Source organism: Anaerobacillus sp. 63XJN7_5_ISO-PGPR-S23-430 (assembly GCF_056173695.1).
Genome location: NZ_CM149686.1, coordinates 1,224,927 through 1,242,620 on the forward strand (window position 1 = coordinate 1,224,927; position 17,694 = coordinate 1,242,620).

Here is a 17,694-nt window from a genome sequence, read left to right on the forward strand (position 1 = left end):
TGACCCTGTAGATAAATGTGGTAAAATTAAACTGTTAAAGTAATGGATAATAAAAGTGATAGAAGAAATAATGGATCCATTTTTACTCTTTCTTTTGATTTTTTAACATTACGAAATTTCCCTATTATAGGAGCGTTCTAATATGAAAACCAAAATGAACTATTTCATCTTATTTTTAACGATTATTTTTATAGTTGGTTGTACCAATTTAGAAAAGGCATCCAATAAAGATGCAGAAACAAATACACAAGAAGTAAGTACAGTTGAAACAAATGAAAATAGTGAAAAAGAAGAATCGAACACTACGGTTGTTGATGAGCCAGTAGAAGAGGAAACACCAGACCCAACAGAAGATGAACAGTTCGCAGGATACAAACTTATTGAAGTTGATGGTGGAGATTTGTCTGGACATCGAGAACCTAACGTCGTCGTGGATATTGGTTACGGTGACCGTGAATATTGGGCATTTACGAATGAATACGGACAACTCGTACGCGTTGTTGCTGACGAAATCATTCTACAAGATGATCGTAACGAACCTGTATTATCGTCTGGACGGTACTATTCTGATGAGGCAAAGGTTCCGGGCGTCGAAAGTGACGTGTTAGATGAAGGACATATTATTGCTGATTCTCTTGGAGGGGTATCGAATGCTTATAACATTACCCCACAAGAGAGTACACTCAACCGACATGGTGATCAAGCTTATATGGAAGACGCGATCCGTAGCTCAGGTGAAGCTACTGATTTCGAAGCCATTATCACATATTCGGATACGGAAAAGCAGATACCTTCAAGTTATGAGTACACGTATACGTTGGATGGAAATGAGATCGTTGATACATTTGAAAATGTGAACCCTGATGAAGTTAATGCATCACTCGGATTAACTGAGAGCGAGCCTGACGATTCAACTCCTTCAGACACAGAGGGTGATATTTCTAGTATTGATACAAACGGGAATGGACAAGTGACGATTAAAGAAGCAGAGGCAGCGGGTTATAGTATGCCGATCATGAGTGATCATTGGTTATATCCTTATATGCGCGATAACGATAACGACGGTATGGTAGGTGAATAAGAATTCAGAAAAAATATAGAAGGTAACACGTAAAGGGTAGATTGGTAATCTAAATGGATAAGCATTCTCTTGATCCAGGACATTCTATAAGGCAGACCCCCGTTCTACCATTTTGTTTCAGGGTAGATTATTCCAGAAAATATACACTTAGCTGTTTTTTTTATGTCTTGTTACGACTAACTTTTGAATTCAGAAATAGGTATTTGAAACAAAAGTACATAGAGGAGTGAAACCAATGGATTTAACCCCTTCTGACCTAAAAGCAAAAGACATCTACAAACTACTAACCGGCTCCGTTGTTCCAAGGCCGATTGCCTGGGTATCAACCGTGTCTGAAGACGGCGTTCATAACTTAGCACCATTTAGTTTCTTTACCGTTGCTTCCATCCGGCCTACCATTCTCGCGATCTCCATCGGACCAGGGACGGGGGAGCGTGAGGGTACGGAGAAGGATACGCTCGCAAATATCCGGATTCAAAAAGAGTTTGTCATCAATGTGGTGTCGAGCTCTCTTGGAAACGAAATGCAAAAAAGTGCAGAAAACGTACCTGCGGAAGTCGATGAATTTGAGCATGCTGGTTTAACACCGATCGATAGTAAGACGGTGCAACCGAAGCGGGTGAAAGAAGCGTCGATTCATATGGAATGCAAGCTCCATCAAATTATTCCGCTTGGATCGAATGCCCTTGTTCTTGGGGAAATGAAGCACTATCATATTCAGGATGAGGTGTATCTAGGAAACTATAAAATCGATCTCGAAAAGCTTTCTCCTCTTGGCAGGCTTGCGGGGAACTATAGTGAGAGTAAGGGGTTTTTTACGTTGCCGAGATGAGGTTAACAAAGTTACTTTCATCAACCTGCTTTCTAACTTGAGTCCCTGTAGCATACTTTAAAGCGTGATGGAAGAGTATCTGTTCGCTCAGGGTGTCATTTTTAGTATAGGGATAGGGAGGGGCTGATGATATTGAACCAGGAAATCCACTACAAAGAAGTCCAGCGTCCAAACCAGGTCTGGATCTGGGCGATTGTAATAGGCATCGCGATATTAATGTGGATTGGCTTTTTCCGTCAGGTCGTGATGGGCATTCCATTTGGGAGTAAGCCAGGTACTGATATGGAAGTGATCATGTTATGGATTATTTTCGGAATTGCTTTTCCAATCGTTATGCTCGGATGGCTGCGACTCATTACTGAGGTGAGGGATGATGGGGTTTATGTGCGATTTGTCCCATTTCATCTGACACCCCGTGTTTTCTTATATAAGGATATAACGCATTATGAGAGTTTGAACTACCGGCCACTACGAAGGTTTGGTGGATGGGGGATCCGATGGAATTTTAGTGGTGAGAAGGCTTATTCCATTAGCGGGAAGCAGGGCGTTTTGATGGAAGTGAACGGTGAGAAGGTTTTGATTGGATCACGGGAACCGGAGCGTTTGGTGGAAGTGATGGATCGGGTGAGTAGAAACGAAAGTAAGTAGATACGCTTGTAAACAGCATAAGAGGTTCATAGGAATAGTCCTTTTCTCTTGGTAGAAAAGGACTATTTTTGTGGAATGCGTCGAAAGACATAGAAAAGAGGGAAAGAGAGGGTATTCTAGGTTTAGAAATTAATGGAATATATGAGAGCGATCATTTCCTGCTCGACAATACAGCGGCTATACCTAACTAGACGTACACATAGACTTCATTTGTTGTGAAACGAGGTTTGGTCGAAAAGGAGGTTGCGGTGCTAAACGAACTAGAAGAGTTTAAACGTTATTTGGAGCGCATGAAGTATCGGGCAGAAGCCGAGGCGTTGGAAGCGTATCTAGGAAAGGTAAGGGAAGCTAGATTTGATATCGATGATAGTAAACGAGTCTTTGATCACCATCATTCGACTTATTCGACGAATTGGGTTGGAGAGTCGCGACAAGCTTTCGAGACCCTCATGGGAGAACTCGAACAAGCCTCTCAAAGTGTGTATGCGGTTCATGAGGAACTGACCTCTGCGATTAACGAAGAAATCGACCGACTTCTTCAGAAAGCGGAGGGCCTAAAGTGACGAGAATAGCAATTAAACCAGAACAATTAGACCAGCTGGCAAGCGGCATCCAGGATGCCGAGCGAAAAGCGGATGAAGCGATCAGCGATTTTAAATGGAACTATCAATCTCTTCTAATGAACATCACGGGCGCGAACACCGGTAAGATTGATGCCCTTCAAGCGGAGTTGCAATATGAAATGCGCAAATACCGGGACAAGCTCCATGACCTGCAGGCGGCAGTGAAATTAACCGAGAAAAAAATGACGGAAGAGGATCGATCGCTTTCGGCAAAGTTCGGCCTTATGGCATTAAAATTTAGTGGCTTGAACAGGGTGTTCCAGGATTATGATCCCGTCACGGGAGAAGCGTTAAGCTGGAGTGAACATTTTTTTTGGGAAAATCCACTGACGGCTTCATACAGTGGTGCATTTGGAGAAGTGTTTCCAGACCTGCAATATGCTTTAAACCCACAGGTCATCCAGAGTAGGATGAAGCAAACGTATGAAAGTGTCGTGCTTGATCCTTTATCGAAAACGACGGCTTATCTAGACGATGTGCGCCGGGATGTGTCGCACAGTGTAGTTAGGTACTCAAGCTATGTGGATCGCTGGTGGGGAGAGACGCAGCAGAAGGTTGATGAAGCGCGGAACACGGCACGGAGCTTTTTAGGTGATGTGTTAAAGGGTGTGCAGGTTGGAAGCGGGAATGCAGTAGAGGATGCGATTGATGGGTTTAAGGAGCTTAACGCGTTAGCTGAAAAAGCATTTGGACCAAACCTTGCTGTGTATCGCGATGAAGAAGATCTCCCTGAATTACTATTTAAAAGCTTAGAAACGATAAACTTCTATAAGAACATCTTTGGTGATCCAAAAGGCAATGTCCAGAAGGTGTTGGATGTACCGAAATACATGTGGCAAGGATTTAAAGAAGCCTGGGATCGAGACTTTGTGAACGGCGACGCCGAAAGTCGAACGGCATTCATTACTTACGGTCTAACATCATTAGGAATTGGAGTAATAGGAGACAAAGGTCTCGGCAAAATCGGAACAACCGCAAAAACGATTGAAGACGTTGCGGATGCCGCGAAGAATGTTAAGGTTGAAGGGAAGGGTGCTCAACCGGCGTTAGCTGGAGCGGGTGCTGGGGCAATTTCTAAAGGTGGCGCTCCTTATAATGTGTGGAATGATCCGGTTTCGCGGATCAAGACTGAGATTGATCGGGTTTATGGTGGGAAGGGTAGTAAGGTTACTAATGGTTCGGATAAATTAAAGTCAGCAAAAGATATTTATAAAGTTTCACCTAAAAGTGTTAACCAAGCGCTAGTAGGATACGAGCAAACTCATAAATTCACAGCACAATTTAGGGGATTTGAAGTAAAAGCACAGCGTTCCTTATCACATATGTCTGATAAACAATTGATATACTTATTTAAAAAAGGTTACTCACCAAAGGATGGAGCAAATGATACAATTATACTTCATCATCATGAACAACAAATTGAGGGACCAATGATTGAGATGCCTAATAGATACCATGATTTAGGTAATAAGAGACAACATCCATTTGGAAATTCAGGTGGAGTTGGCAGTGGAGAAGCTAGGATTGAATTTAATACTTGGCGTAAAGAATATTGGAAGGCAAGATACGCCAATGAAATGATTAAAAGGGGGATCATTGAATGAAGATAGAAATATTAAATGCTATCGATGAAGAAGTCGAAATGTGCCCAGAAGCCTTTGGGGGACCTCTTAATATTGAGGAAGTAAACCAAGCAGAAGATGAACTAAAAGTAAAATTGCCAGAGGATTTTAAAGAATTTCTTTTGAGATATGGTTCTGGAGCAGCTGGTGAGGCTATTATTTTGGGATTGAAAGAGGCAGAGTTTGTTGCAACACCATCATTTGTAGAGAAATCTTTACATTTTAGAAAAGTACTCCCTAAAGGGTATGAAAATTTTACTGCTATTGGTATTGACGGTGCAGGGAATCCCGTAGGATTTAATTTCCCGAATACAGAGATTATTACATTTGACTTGAATTTTGGTGGGAAAAATATTATAGCAGAGAGTTTTGAGGAGTACTTAGAGAAAGCAATACGTGAAGAATTAAATATACATTTTTAAAATCCAAGATATAAATTGCAATAAGATAAACTAAAGTAAATTAACTGTAAGCATTTGATTGCATATTAGGCAACAAGTGCTTTTTTGAGAGAAATTAAGGCTTTTGGCAAGATAAAATGCTTGTATGCATCACAAAGGCGGTTCCAAAGGAAATTAATTATGAGAATATTAAAGGTTATGCGGACAGGTACCTCGTTCCACTAAAGAAAGACAGAAATAGAGGGAATAAACCAACCTATGTTATCTTTTCGCTCCACCATCGCGTGTACGTTTCTCATGATACAAAAATTCTAAATAAAGTGAAAGGGAGCATTAATTATTCCACTAATTAATGCTCCCTTTCTTTATGCGATGGAGACAACAGAACCGTCCCGACGATTATGAAATGCGCAAATACCGAGACAAGCTCCATGACCTGCAGGCGGCAGTGAAATTAACTGAGAGAAAAATGACGGAAGAAGATCACTCGCTTTCGGCAAAGTTTGGTCTTATGGCATTAAAATTTAGTGGTTTAAACAAGCTGTTTCAGAATAATGATCCTATCACGGGAGAAGCATTAAGCTGGAGCGAACGTCTTTTTGGAAAAAATCCACTGACGGCTTCATACGGTGGTGCATTTGGAGAAGTGTTTCCAGATCTGCAATATACCTTAAACCCACAGGTGATTCAGAGTAGGATGAAGCAAACGTATGAAAGTGTCGTGCTTGATCCTTTATCAAAAACGACGACTTATCTAGACGATGTCCGCCAGGATGTGTCGCATAGTGTGGTCAGGTACTCAAACTATGTGGATCGCTGGTGGGGAGAGACGCAGCAGAAGATTGATGAAGCGCGGAATACGGCACGGAGCTTTTTGGGTGATGTGGTAAAAGGTGTGCAGGTTGGAAGCGGGAATGCAGTGGAAGATATGATTGAGGGATTTAAGGATCTTAACGCATTAGGTGAAAAAGCATTCGGACCGAACCTTGCTGTATATCGCGATGAAGAAGATCTCCCTGAATTACTATTTAAAAGCTTAGAAACGATAAACTTCTATAAGAACATCCTTGGTGATCCAAAAGGCAACGTTCAAAAGGTGTTGGATGTACCGAAATACATGTGGCAAGGATTTAAAGAAGCCTGGGATCGAGACTTTGTGAACGGGGATGCCGAAAGTCGAACGGCATTCATTACTTACGGTCTAACATCATTAGGAATTGGAGCAATAGGAGACAAAGGTCTCGGCAAAATTGGAACAACCGCAAAAACGATTGACGATGTTGCGGATGCCGCGAAGAGTGTTAAGGTTGATGGGAAGAGTGCTCAACCGGCGTTAGCTGGAGCGGGTGCAGGGGGAACTTCGGTTTCTAAAAGTGGCGCACCTTATAATGTGTGGAATGATCCGGTTTCTCGGATTAAGACTGAGATTGATCGGGTTTATGGTGGGAAGGGTACTAGTAGGAAATTCAGTGGGTATAATTATTGGGATAAGACTATTGAATTTAATCATATAAAAGTTTATCAAAGAGACGATATTATTAATCCTAATAAAAAAGATGCGCGAGGAAGAACAAATCTCGATAGGATGAAAAAAGGTTTAGCTCCACTTGGCCCTGATGGAAAATCAATAAATCTTCATCACACTACTCAGCGAAATGAAAGTTCTATAGCAGAGGTTACATCAACCTTTCATAAAGAAAATAGTCTCGTAATTCATATCAATCCAAATAAAATCCCTTCTGGTATTAATAGGAAAGAATTTAACAAATGGCGAAGTGAATATTGGAAAAATAGATACAATGACTATATATTTGGGAGTGAATCATAAAGATGAGTATTGATCATTATCATAAAGCAAAAAAATATATTTTAAATGAAGAGGATACAGCCGACTTTGTTGGAGGTCGTTCAAATGAATTAATACAGTTAGCGGAGCAAGAGTTAGGCTTTAAGTTTACCGGCGCATATCTTGACTTTTTAAAAACATTTGGAGCTGGTAATTTTGGTTCTCAAGAGATCTATGGAATAATTGACCGAGATTTTGAAAATTCTGCGGTTCCGGATGCAATATGGTATACATTAACAGAACGCAAGAATATATATCTTCCTAATCACCTTTTAGTTATTTACGATAGTGGATTCGGTGAACTATACTGTTTGGATTTTAATCAACTGGATGATACGGGAGAACCACAAATAGTTTCTTTTGATACGGGTGTAGAAATAGAGAATCAAATTTATGAGTTAATTGCGAACGACTTTGGAGATTTTCTACTTGATTTAGTGATGGAAGAAATGGAGTAATTATGTTGCATTAAGAATTATCGCTTTAGCCTCGTGGGAACGGTTCTCATGATGCAATAAATTGAGCATCTAAGCATCGCGGGGATGGTTCTCATAATGCAATATTTCGAAAAACGTTAAAAGAAGCATTCATTATTCCAATAATGAATGCTTCTTTTATTTATGAGGTGGAATCACCAGAACCGTCCCGGCGATTCCTGGACAGCCATAACCTCGCTCCCACTTTGAAACGGTTCGATCAGAAATGTTCATTAGATCGGCTAATTGCTTCTGAGTAAGGCGTTTTTCCTTCCTCAAACTATAAATTAGTTCTCCCACTTTGCTATTGTTCATCGTATTCTCCTCCTACTACGTTTCTATCTTATAAGCTAAAAAGCTCAGTAACAACAAACGTTCCGTAGAGTTTTTTATAAAGAAACAGGGTGACGATTCGAGATTGAAAAAAGGTCTGATTTGGTCTTAATAGTTTAGGTCATTTTATCGTGGGTGATTCGCACTGATTTTTTCATATCATCCAAAGGTCACGCTTTTTATGAAGCTTGTAAAAATTGTTGGGAACATCTACTTAAAAATGAGAGAACGCTCACTAGCTCATATGAACCAACTTTGATTATATGTCTTTGAACGGTAGAACATTGTTTGAAAATTATGCTAGATTTAAGGCGCGCTCATACATAAAAGAAACATACTGCTTGATAAAAGAGGTTACTACGCTTTGTTATGTCTCAGTTCTTTTTTGACTTAAAAGACTATTAATATCTCTTACGCCTGAACGAAGGTGTTAGGACATAAATAATCAAAAAAGTAGGAGGCATTACTATGTTAAAGAAATCGATTTTAGTTGTTTTTACGTTGGTTCTGTTGTTTAGTGGATATCAATTTGGTCTTCCGTCGGCTCTTGCGCTCCCTCCTGGAACGCCGTCAAAGTCTGCCGCACAATCTCAATTGGATTCCTTGACTGTACAGTCTGAAGATTCTATGTCTGGATACTCACGTGATAAATTCTCACACTGGATTGGACAGGGGAATGGCTGTGACACGCGTCAATTGGTGCTGCAGAGGGATGCTGATTATTACAGCGGTGACTGTCCTGTAACGTCTGGTAAATGGTACAGCTACTTTGATGGCGTGCAAGTGTATGACCCGTCTGATTTAGATATCGACCATATGGTTCCGTTGGCAGAGGCGTGGCGTTCAGGAGCAAGTAGTTGGAGCACACAAAAGCGAGAGGATTACGCGAATGACCTTGATGGTCCGCATCTTATTGCAGTAACGGCAAGCAGCAACCGCTCCAAGGGTGATCAGGATCCGTCTACTTGGAAGCCAACGCGTTACAGTGCTCACTGCGGGTATGCAAAGTGGTGGATCAATACGAAGTATGACTATGATTTAAGCCTTCAGTCTTCAGAGAAATCGGCTCTTCAAAGCATGCTGAATACGTGTAGTTATTAATTAGGGTTTGATCGTTTCGACAAGCTGAGGAGGTGCGCTCAAATGAAACAAAAGTCGTCTATTTTCACTGCAACTCATGGTGTTATGACCGAAGAAGTAGGTGTGATTAGCGGGGAGCTTGAACTGGTGACTTCCTGTGATGAGAAAGGCGGACTCACGCTTCGCATCACGTATGTAGGAGCAGAGGAGTGGTACACGCTCCCTGGGAAAGAATACCGCTTACACGATGCGCGTGACCATGAAGTCATTCATCGTTTGCTCGTTTCGGTGCTTGAGCGCTCTTAAAATTCGACAAGTGACAGGCACCAAAAGGGGTCAGGTGCGTACCTGACCCCTTCTCCTAGCACTCCCTTCTTCAACCATGTATCCCCCCAACCAACCAACTCTTAGCCCGATGAAACCCTACAGGAATTTGAATAATTGTCGTTTTCTGTCCAGCCTCCAGTTCATAAATGGTATCACAACCATTGATATCAAAACCAAGCAGGGGATGACCGTTCATGCCAAGTGCGCTGGCTGATAACAATATTCGCTGAAGAAGCATCCCCGCTTCCATATGTTGTATGCGGTAGCCTCTGTAGCCAAGGTCGGCTTTGTGATACGTGCGATCTCCGGCAATATGAAGGCAGATTGGAACTTGATGCAGATTAACGTTATGAAGGGACATTCCGGCCTGGAGGTCTAAACGAAAGTCACCCTCTTTAATGGGTAAAAGGGAATGTGAAGTAGGGTCATACCGATAAGCCCCGTTCGGAATGCCATCAACCTGATAAAAGCACCCGTAAAGAGAGACGCGTGACAATTGTTTTTTTTCTTTATCTAAATCGTTAGCGTACCGGTAGGAATCGGTGCTTTCCTTCAAAAGGGAAGCGAGCTGAACCTGATCGATTCTTTGTCCGTTAAAATCCATTTCTGGTGAATAGCGATTCTGACAAACGGAAGCTAAATTTTTGGTTCTCTCTCTTGCTTTAGGCAAAGCAACCTTTGGCTTTTTTTCCAGTTTTTCTTCGCTTTTCTTAAGACCTCGGATTAACTCGGTTGTTTCAAGCAGCGTAGCATGATGAACCTGTGCGATTTCAGGAAACGGTAAGACGTTTTGAGAACGTTGGTAATGCGTTGTTTTGATTTTAGGAATTTCTTTAACCAACTCTGCTGCTGAACATTCTCCAGGCGCATCTTCATGCACGATATTATGCTTTGATAGCGGAATGACCGCGTAAGTACTTTCCTCCAGTTCTTCTAGCCCCAGTAAGTGATTGATCGCTGAATCTAGAAATTGAAAATGAACCTTCGGATAGAAGCGAAAACATTTACTAACCTCCAATAGCTGACCAATAAGTGCCCCCGCATCCAATCCTTGAAGACGATAGGAAAAGTTGTTGTATTTAAAAAAGTTCTTCCAAAACATCGTCGTGATGATGACGGCCCCAAAACAGCTCGAAAGGTTAGAGCTACTTCCTAGTGCGCTGTTTAAGTAAGAATCAAAATAACCTTTACGTAACAAAAGAAGACGATGATGGGCAACATCATAATGGTAAATCCCATTCGGTAGTTCATCTAGTTTAAGATATAGATACAGTTCACTTGGATATAAGCCGCCTCCTGATGGGGGGAAGCGGCGGAATGATTGCATCGTTTCCGTTGATTCGCCACCCTCGTCAGATGGAAAAGCTGTCTGACTAATCTGAGACAGCCCATAAACATACCAGAGAAAATAACCGATTGTTTTCAGATCGGGCGTTGGGTGAAACGATGATTCTTGAATAGCGAATGGAACATCATGAGCAAGAGCGTATTCCGGCAAATGACGATAAATCTTAAATGGAAGGGGAGCATCGTCCCAATTCACTTCCCAGTTCGGTGGCGTCACTAGGTCATTTCGGAAATGCAGTTGATGTAGGAACAAATCAAGATTCATCACTAACCTCCTTGCCACGTTAAGGGAACGGATGCGGATAAGGGTTAAGCTCCTCAACTGTTAGTTCGCGATCAACATATCCGAGTTCTTTTGGAACTTTTAATACTCTGCTTAAGCCTGTGATGCGTCTCAGGTGATGGCCAAAAGTCATCGGCAGCATGCCTGGAATGATGACCTTTGCGCAGTGAAGTCCGTTCCGATGAATTTCAGGTGTAGTTTGATCAACGACGATGACATCCAAGTCCAAACGGCGAAAGGTTTGTAACATCGTATTTAGATCATCCGTGAGGTCGGCATGATGTTTTGCCGGTTGAAAAGCTTCTTGGAATGTTTGCATAGGTCGATTCTGATTTAGTAAAAAGTGAAGGCGTTCTTCCGCTTCAGGAAGTCCGTATACCATGCCGTGATCATCCATTTTCTTCACGAGAGAAGAGTCGTGATACATGGCTAGAAATTCATCTTTCTTGTTTTTAAAATCTTTATTTAACGGTGGGATCAGTCCAACACTCTCAAAGATTGCACTTTTTACAGCTCTCACAGGGTCGAGATGTGCGCCAGCCGCACACATCAGATTTAAGCGATCGGTATGAGAAGTGCGGTTCTTCGTAATCGTTAAGATGCAGGGGATGTTGTGTTCCATCGTTGCATTGTATAAATAAAGATCATAGCCTAGTACTTCTCGCATGCGGTCGATCATCAAATCGAGCTCTTCGTCATTTGATGAGACTGGATCAATCCGAGGAAGAGAGAGCTTTGCATACCATGTTAATAGAAAAGAGTCGCGTTCAAGCACTTCCATCATGCCGTAGAAAATCGCTTCTTCAAGACTTCCTCCGATCGCACAGCCATTAGACGTTTCAAACACAAACCCGTCGCCGCAGCCCATGCTGTAATAAGCGAGCCGCTCTGGCACGAGAATCGGCTTTTTTTCAATAAGAGAGTAGCCCCACACCCAGTTCATTTTTCGATCAGGATGAAATGGAGCGAATGGATAGCCTTGCTCTGCATACTGTTCATCGGCATGAACGCCGAGCTTAAGAGGGTTCAAGGCTCGATCCAGATTGCGATAGGAATCGTGAACAACGGTTCTTTTACCTTTTGGATCAATGCCACAAGACCGCTCCAACCCTTCCAATATCGCTGTCATTTCACTCATCGCATACGAATTTGTTCTTCCTGCAGAGCCTTCATTTCCATTAAACAGAGGAAGGTTAACGATCGCATCAGCATACGGTGTTTCAAAATCGATCATAAGACGATTTAATAGACCTGTTCGTGGATCGAGATAATCTCTTGAAAGTACGTTGCTTAAGTCGTCCATCGAACGACATCGATAGCTATCTTCACTAATTTTCAAACTTGGTTTAAGCGTAATCACCGCATCCGTTTCGGAGTCTTCGGGCAAATGACTGCAAACGGAACAATAGGCGTCTGGTAAGATACGATGGCGAGAGCTCTCAAGGGAACCTAAATTGGTAAATTGAATCACCCTTTCTAATTGAGGAGACTTAAGATGTACCACATTGTGCACTTCATTTTTGATTAGTTGAGCCATTTGAAGAAGTCCCGTTTGAGAGAGCCATTCATCACGAATATCGCCATCGGCCTTGCTTAAAACCTGTTGAATTTTCCATAGATCTTCCCGGTCGTTCGCTGCCATCATCTTTCTTGTATCCGCACATTGTGAACAGCCTTCACGACCGGGGCGAACGAGCGGACCAACGACACCTTCACCAAATGATAAGAAGCCCCGTAGCCAATCGATACCGTGCTCCCGCGCCACTTCCTCCGCAAGTTTATGGATCGATGGATTCCAATAGTCATGGATGACGAGCAACAATGTCGTATTCTTAGGAATCGCCTTCTCTAAGTCTGGAAGGAGAGTGAGGTGATGGAAGGGAGCCAGTTCTTTCGCTACGCGTTGTTGTAACATGCCATTTCCTACTAGTGTAATATTAGCGCTCACGTCGTCTCCCCCTTCCTAACAACACACCGTAGACATCTAGATATCCATCTTTTTCAAAGGTTTCGAGATTTATTTTTACAATGGAAAGCTCCTTTTTTTGTTGTTCGAAAAGGTCCACCACGGAACGAAGAATGTTAGCCTGGTCGTTCGTGTCATAGGCAGGAATATCAATGGATTGAACTGCTTTTTCTTCAAACTGAATCGTTGAAAAAGACGGAGCTGCCGAAGTTGATTTGTTTTGTGCCTCTTTAACTGCCTGAAGAAGCGCGCCGCGCAAAGCCAGCGTGAGAGTAAATCCGATAGTTCCGTACCAGCGGTTATCTTCCGCTTCCCTCCATACGACAGGAAGTCCGTACACATCTTTCCCTAAGCCTAGCTCCGGCACTTTCTTCATGGTCGATAAAACTTTCAAATAGTAGTTACAGAGATTGTCTTCAACTTGATCGAAGGAAAGTTTGGATATGTTTGCAGTGCACTGATCCGCTTTCTCATTCCACTCCTCTTCAAGTGTTTTTTGCAGAGCCCGGCTAACTCCTTCAATGAACGTTTCTCCAGCTCCAATATGAAGGTCGGTTTGTATATAAGGACAATTCTCCAATTGAGAGGGAAGTGATGAGATGATCTTCTCCTTTAAAGGAAGTACGTACTGCTCAATTCCGGTCAAACCAGCTTCTCGCCTCGCTTCTTCGTGGGTTAAAGCGGCAATTAGGATACTCGGATGTCGTAAAGAAGGGTCATCTGGTTGTATGTTAACCGTTTGAATTTCACATTGAGCTAAAGGTAATTGATTCAGCTCGCCTTCTTCCCACTTATGGAAAATACCTAACTCGCTTGAGGTTAACTGACTGAAATAGTAGAGAAGTTCGTTTTGAGCTTTTTTTCCATCATTTGTCCTTATCTTTTCTAATACGTTTTCTACCCTTATAACGTCGAGCTTTGCTGATACGAGCGGATGAGGTTGATACGGATGCCATTTGCCTTCAAGTGTCTCGAGGTTAAGGAGATACATTTGGTTGTGCGACAGCACAGGGATGCCCGTGCTCTTTTTAAATAATTCAAATACGATCACATTCGCTAGCATTGCACCTGCTGGGGAAGAGAGTGAGCTCGTTTGTTCGTTCCGGTTCATGCTTCGCCATGCAGATTCCCAGCAGCCGGAATCGGGGCTTACAAGTGGGCCAGCCACACCAACCTTTCTAGGGCAGAGTGCTGGGATGAATAGTTTTCTTTTTTCTTGGCAGGCATGAAGGATGGTTCGTAGTTCTTTGACATTTCCTTCTTGTGATACGTATAAAATCGCATCGAATGGCTCGACCAGGGCATCCCATGAGAGCGGATCATTATCCTTTGTTAATGTGAGTTCAATAGAAACTTCAGGGTCTGTTTGTCTCGCAGCCGCCTCTAATTCCCTTATTCTTTGTTGACTGGTGTTCGTGTTTGTTAGTAACGTATGGAACCGGGGCAAGCCGGATGTAAGTAAAGATGACACTAATCCAATTAACATGGATTCTTCTCCGATAGCTAAAACGTTTTGCTCTCGGTATCGTTGAAACCGGTAAGCTCCTGAATCACAGAAACTTTCGATGTATTCAATCTGTGCAGCGAATTTCTCCACCACATGTGGTTTCAACTGATGGGAGCGGTCTTTACTAATGTCATGAAGAAACCCATTCGTAAAGAGGGAATCGGTAATCTCGTAAACACGATTACGATAGGGATCTGGTAATCCATCTGTTAAGCAAGCTAGCGAATATTCCCCGTTATACATTGGAATAAGCTTTTCTATCCATTGATGAATCGTGCTACCTTCCATACGAAACGAACCTGAATTGTTTCTAAAATAAACGCTCCCGTTCGGCTCTGGCATGAAGAAAGTGCCCTTCTTTAGCTTTAAACGCATAGAAGGATGAATATTCATCATCAGACACCTCCTGATTCACTGATCTGACTTCATACTAGGAGTCTATGTTCGTTGCTTTGTCTCATATGTGTGGACAAAATCGCGACACCACGGCTGACGAATTTCAAATGAGTTTACTGACACAAAGTAAGGATAGTTTAAGTAGGATAAGGGGTTGGATATTTATGTTAAAGTTGAGATGGAAAGTGAAAAAGTTATTTCTGAAAAGGGCAGCAATTTTCAACAATTTGCTAAGAGATAATAGACAATTTGAAACGAATGTTCATGCCTATTTTATGAAGAATGAGAGGCCATACGCATGGACTATTTGAGGGGATTCTGTCTCCTATAGGCAATGGCATTCAAAACAACTCCTTCAATAATGCGATAACCGAAAATGAAACCGAAGAATGAAGGGAGTCTTTAATAATGAAGAAAAAGAAGAAACTCATCCATTCCGAATGGAGATGGAGTGTGCTGGCTTTGGCGGTTTTCATCGGAGGGAGCTTTGGAAGTCAACTCGTCTTTCTGCCTGATGTTCCCTATTTACCTCCTATCTATGGGGCTTTAACCGGTTCTTTATTACTAGTTATCGCGAATGTGATTTACGTTCTTTATAAGAGAAAGAAAAATACCAGGGCGGGGGATGAGAAACAAAACCACATGTAAGTTTGTGGCAGATGAACGAGAAGAGTTCGTGAACGCGACTAATCGTGCAGTGGAACTTGATGATCAAAAAGTGATTAAAACACCTCCAGTCTTGACTTACGATCTTATTACGGATGAAAACACTTACCAAACATTTCATTTATGGATGACTGAAACCGGAGAAGGATTCATTCAAAGTCTTTTGTTGGAAGATCGTTTCACTTACCGATTGGAGGAAGGAGCGGTAACCGATTTAACCACCTTTTTGAACAACGAAGGAAATGTTGATCTTAGTACTCATATTGAGTTTGAACAATAAAGAACTTAGAGACATTCCTCTCTAACAAAGCATTTCTCCGAGATGGAGAAGTGCTTTTTTAATGAAGGTAAAGGTTGAGAAGAGGGAGAGTTCGAAACGTCCTTTGGTCTATAAACTAGCGAACAGGATGCTTAATGAGCTATCTACAGAACCCAATAGAAATATAAGTCTTCCCTCTTCTGAAATGTGTCCATTTACTTAAAACCTTCCTATGCGCATTGATTTTAATATAGATGTCTATTACCATAAAGATGTATTCAAAATACTTCTTTAAAAACCGGTTCATACACCTGTTCTTTTATCCGGCATCTACTATCACGGTTCATTAAGTGATCGATTGATTGAAAAAGCAAGAGAGGTGTATAAGGACTAGAAACATTGCCAACATTAGATCAGAAAGGGGTTATGACATGTTAAACGAAAATACAATTAAGATCGTCAAATCAACTGCTCCGGTATTGCAGGAGCATAGCCAGGAGATCGGGGAAAGATTCTATGAATTGTTATTCTCGCGCGTACCAGATCTATATAATATGTTTAACCAAACGAATCAAAAATTAGGTACTCAACAAGGAGCACTTGCGTACGGCGTTTATTTAGCTGGAGCCAATATTGATAATCTAGAAGAAATCGAGTCAATGGTAGAGAGAGTGACTGAAAAACACCGGGCTCTAGGTGTTCAGCCTGAACAATACCCAATTGTAGGGAAAACGTTACTTGAAGCAGTTAAAGATGTTCTGGGCGATACGGCAACAGACGAGATTATCGATGCCTGGGGAGAAGCTTACACAGCTATTGCAGATATTTTCATTAAAACAGAAGCTAAGCTCTACGAACAAACAGATCAGAAACAGGGTGGATGGATCGGAAATCGTTCTTTCTATGTCGATCGTAAGGTGAAAGAAAGCGATGTTATTACTTCATTTTATTTAAAACCAGAGGACGGTGGTCCTATTGCGTCTTATAAACCTGGCCAGTATCTCACGTTAGAAGCCAATATAGAGGGTGAACAATATTCTCATATGAGGCATTATAGTTTGTCAGATGCTCCTAATAAAGATTATTACCGAATTAGCGTTAAACGTGAGGATGCCGTAGACGATGCACCAGCCGGAATAGTATCAAACTATCTTCATCATGATATTTCTGAAGGTCACACACTATCTATTGCAGCACCAGCAGGGGATTTCACCTACACAACTGACGACCAACCGATTGTGTTGATTAGTGGAGGTGTAGGAATTACACCGATGTTGAGCATGCTGAATAGCCTGGTTGAGAACGGTTCGAATCGTGAAATCACGTTCATTCATGCTGCTCAAAATAGCAATGTACATGCAATAGGGGAGCACGTAGAGAAGTTAGCGAAAGAAAATTCAAACGTTTCTTATTATGTGTGTTATTCTGATCCAACTGAACAGGATCGCGCTGAGCTTCGCTTTGATAAAGAAGGGTTGATTGATTTAGATTGGCTTCAATCGGTCTTATCTAATCATCAAAAAGACTTTTACTTTTGTGGTCCCCTTCCCTTCTTGAAATCTGTAAATGAATCGCTTAAAGAATGGGGAGTACCAGCAGAGAGACGTCACTATGAGTTGTTCAGTCCTGTTAGTACAATTGAGGAAGAATAGCTCCCTACTAAAAGTGATAGATAAGCCGATCTAATGTGGCGCATAGATACGTTGAAGGGAGAGGTATTTATGGAAACGAAAGAAAATGAAAAAGTCCTCCGCTTGCAAACGGTGCTTGAAGAAGCTTTAAAACCGATTACTACAAAATTGGAAACGTTAGAAAGAGATGTAGCATCGGTACAAAAAGCACAAGAAGAATTAAAAAAGATGGTGCAAAAAGAAAAATAAGCTATTACTCCAAACGTAGATACGATAGTTATTCTCGATATAAATAGATAAATAGTGCCTGACTCCCTATGGGTGACAGGCACTATTTATCTATTTGAATAAAGGTGAAGAGAAAGAGTTT

18 protein-coding genes are annotated in these 17,694 nt (G+C 41.8%); 14 read left to right on the top strand and 4 right to left on the bottom strand.

Translation table 11 applies throughout. The features are described from left to right. Positions 1-142 precede the first annotated feature (142 nt). The 8 genes from AC0VYJ_RS06695 (at position 143) to AC0VYJ_RS06730 (ending at position 7,511) form a co-directional block, all read left to right on the top strand. Positions 143-1,081 (top strand): DNA/RNA non-specific endonuclease, encoded by a 939-nt coding sequence (locus tag AC0VYJ_RS06695; protein WP_475366927.1) that lies wholly within the window; start codon positions 143-145, stop codon positions 1,079-1,081. A gap of 235 nt (positions 1,082-1,316) precedes the next feature. After that, a complete protein-coding gene (locus AC0VYJ_RS06700; protein ID WP_475366928.1) occupies positions 1,317-1,913 on the top strand; it encodes a flavin reductase family protein in 597 nt (198 codons plus the stop codon). A gap of 126 nt (positions 1,914-2,039) precedes the next feature. Continuing rightward, positions 2,040-2,561, top strand: a complete 522-nt coding sequence (locus tag AC0VYJ_RS06705) for a DUF6141 family protein (protein ID WP_430244969.1) — start codon at positions 2,040-2,042, stop codon at positions 2,559-2,561. Positions 2,562-2,809: 248 nt separating this feature from the next. Next, on the top strand, positions 2,810-3,124 hold the full coding sequence (locus AC0VYJ_RS06710; RefSeq protein WP_475366929.1) for a hypothetical protein: 315 nt from the start codon (positions 2,810-2,812) through the stop codon (positions 3,122-3,124). Continuing rightward, on the top strand, positions 3,121-4,788 hold the full coding sequence (locus AC0VYJ_RS06715) for an HNH/ENDO VII family nuclease (protein WP_475366930.1): 1,668 nt from the start codon (positions 3,121-3,123) through the stop codon (positions 4,786-4,788). Before AC0VYJ_RS06710 ends, AC0VYJ_RS06715 begins: the two co-directional genes overlap by 4 nt. Beyond that, positions 4,785-5,228: an SMI1/KNR4 family protein gene (locus AC0VYJ_RS06720; RefSeq protein WP_475366931.1), complete on the top strand. Its 444-nt coding sequence runs from the start codon at positions 4,785-4,787 to the stop codon at positions 5,226-5,228. Before AC0VYJ_RS06715 ends, AC0VYJ_RS06720 begins: the two co-directional genes overlap by 4 nt. A 385-nt stretch (positions 5,229-5,613) precedes the next feature. Further along, a complete protein-coding gene (locus AC0VYJ_RS06725; protein WP_475366932.1) occupies positions 5,614-7,035 on the top strand; it encodes an HNH/ENDO VII family nuclease in 1,422 nt (473 codons plus the stop codon). A 2-nt stretch (positions 7,036-7,037) separates the two neighbouring features. Beyond that, positions 7,038-7,511 (top strand): SMI1/KNR4 family protein, encoded by a 474-nt coding sequence (locus AC0VYJ_RS06730; protein ID WP_430244964.1) that lies wholly within the window; start codon positions 7,038-7,040, stop codon positions 7,509-7,511. A gap of 156 nt (positions 7,512-7,667) precedes the next feature. On the opposite strand, the gene AC0VYJ_RS06735 is transcribed toward AC0VYJ_RS06730, so the two are convergent. Next, positions 7,668-7,844, bottom strand: a complete 177-nt coding sequence (locus AC0VYJ_RS06735; protein WP_475366933.1) for a helix-turn-helix domain-containing protein — start codon at positions 7,842-7,844, stop codon at positions 7,668-7,670. A 486-nt stretch (positions 7,845-8,330) separates the two neighbouring features. Here AC0VYJ_RS06735 and AC0VYJ_RS06740 point away from each other — a divergent pair, with 486 nt between their 5' ends. Then, positions 8,331-8,963 carry an HNH endonuclease family protein gene (locus AC0VYJ_RS06740; RefSeq protein ID WP_475366934.1) on the top strand — a complete coding sequence of 211 codons (633 nt, stop codon included), beginning with the start codon at positions 8,331-8,333 and terminating at the stop codon, positions 8,961-8,963. A gap of 42 nt (positions 8,964-9,005) precedes the next feature. Then, on the top strand, positions 9,006-9,248 hold the full coding sequence (locus tag AC0VYJ_RS06745) for a hypothetical protein (RefSeq protein ID WP_475366935.1): 243 nt from the start codon (positions 9,006-9,008) through the stop codon (positions 9,246-9,248). Positions 9,249-9,318: 70 nt separating this feature from the next. Here AC0VYJ_RS06745 and AC0VYJ_RS06750 read toward each other — a convergent pair whose 3' ends face one another. Genes AC0VYJ_RS06750 through AC0VYJ_RS06760 form a run of 3 tightly spaced genes read right to left on the bottom strand, consistent with a single transcriptional unit; the run spans position 9,319 to position 14,768 of the window. Further along, positions 9,319-10,881 carry a SagB family peptide dehydrogenase gene (locus AC0VYJ_RS06750; RefSeq protein ID WP_475366936.1) on the bottom strand — a complete coding sequence of 521 codons (1,563 nt, stop codon included), beginning with the start codon at positions 10,879-10,881 and terminating at the stop codon, positions 9,319-9,321. Between the two features lie 19 nt (positions 10,882-10,900). After that, complete coding sequence (locus AC0VYJ_RS06755) at positions 10,901-12,847, bottom strand: TOMM precursor leader peptide-binding protein (protein WP_475366937.1); 1,947 nt, start codon at positions 12,845-12,847, stop codon at positions 10,901-10,903. Beyond that, positions 12,837-14,768 (bottom strand): putative thiazole-containing bacteriocin maturation protein, encoded by a 1,932-nt coding sequence (locus AC0VYJ_RS06760; protein ID WP_475366938.1) that lies wholly within the window; start codon positions 14,766-14,768, stop codon positions 12,837-12,839. Before AC0VYJ_RS06760 ends, AC0VYJ_RS06755 begins: the two co-directional genes overlap by 11 nt. Before the next feature lie 408 nt (positions 14,769-15,176). On the opposite strand from AC0VYJ_RS06760, the gene AC0VYJ_RS06765 reads away from it, so the two are divergent. The 4 genes from AC0VYJ_RS06765 to AC0VYJ_RS06780 all read left to right on the top strand — a co-directional run bounded on the left by AC0VYJ_RS06765 (position 15,177) and on the right by AC0VYJ_RS06780 (position 17,573). After that, a complete protein-coding gene (locus AC0VYJ_RS06765; protein ID WP_475366939.1) occupies positions 15,177-15,416 on the top strand; it encodes a hypothetical protein in 240 nt (79 codons plus the stop codon). Next, entirely contained in the window at positions 15,394-15,714 is a 321-nt protein-coding gene (locus tag AC0VYJ_RS06770) for a hypothetical protein (protein ID WP_475366940.1), read from the top strand. The genes AC0VYJ_RS06765 and AC0VYJ_RS06770 overlap by 23 nt, the downstream gene beginning before the upstream one ends. A gap of 410 nt (positions 15,715-16,124) precedes the next feature. Further along, the gene (hmpA, locus tag AC0VYJ_RS06775) at positions 16,125-17,345 is read left to right on the top strand and encodes an NO-inducible flavohemoprotein (RefSeq protein ID WP_475366941.1); all 1,221 of its coding nucleotides are present in this window, start codon (positions 16,125-16,127) and stop codon (positions 17,343-17,345) included. A 69-nt stretch (positions 17,346-17,414) separates the two neighbouring features. Further along, a complete protein-coding gene (locus AC0VYJ_RS06780) occupies positions 17,415-17,573 on the top strand; it encodes a hypothetical protein (RefSeq protein WP_194220805.1) in 159 nt (52 codons plus the stop codon). Positions 17,574-17,694: the final 121 nt, after the last annotated feature.